Source organism: Actinospica durhamensis, assembly GCF_018139695.1.
Classification (GTDB): domain Bacteria; phylum Actinomycetota; class Actinomycetes; order Streptomycetales; family Catenulisporaceae; genus Actinospica; species Actinospica durhamensis.
Window position 1 is genome coordinate 1 of record NZ_JAGSOG010000896.1, and the last position, 385, is coordinate 385.

1 pseudogene is annotated in these 385 nt (G+C 73.8%); it reads left to right on the forward strand.

The window, feature by feature from the left end:
- Window positions 1-385, forward strand: a pseudogene (locus tag KDL01_RS42730) (immune inhibitor A domain-containing protein); the annotation flags it as partial.

The following is a 385-nucleotide window of genomic DNA, read 5'->3' on the forward strand; positions in this document are numbered from 1 at the left end:
CCCCTGGCTGAAGCACTACCTGACCCCGGCGGAGGGCGGCTGCGCCGCGACCGGCACCACCGGCGCGTGGCACAGCCTCACCGGCTCCTCCGACGGCTGGCGGCAGGTGGACTTCGACCTGAGCGCCTACGCCGGAAAGACGGTCGAGGTCTCGATCGCCTACGTCACCGACCCGGGCAGCGGCGGCCACGGCGTCCTCGTCGACGACGCCTCCCTCGTGGTCGGCTCCACCGCGACCGGCACCGAGGGCTTCGAGGCCTCGCTCGGGGCCTGGAGGGCCTCCGGACCGCCCGCCGGGAGTCCCGCCGTCCTGAAGGACTGGACCCGCACCGGAGAGCTGTTCCGGACCTACTCGGCGGTCACCACCGAGGACACCGTGCTGCTG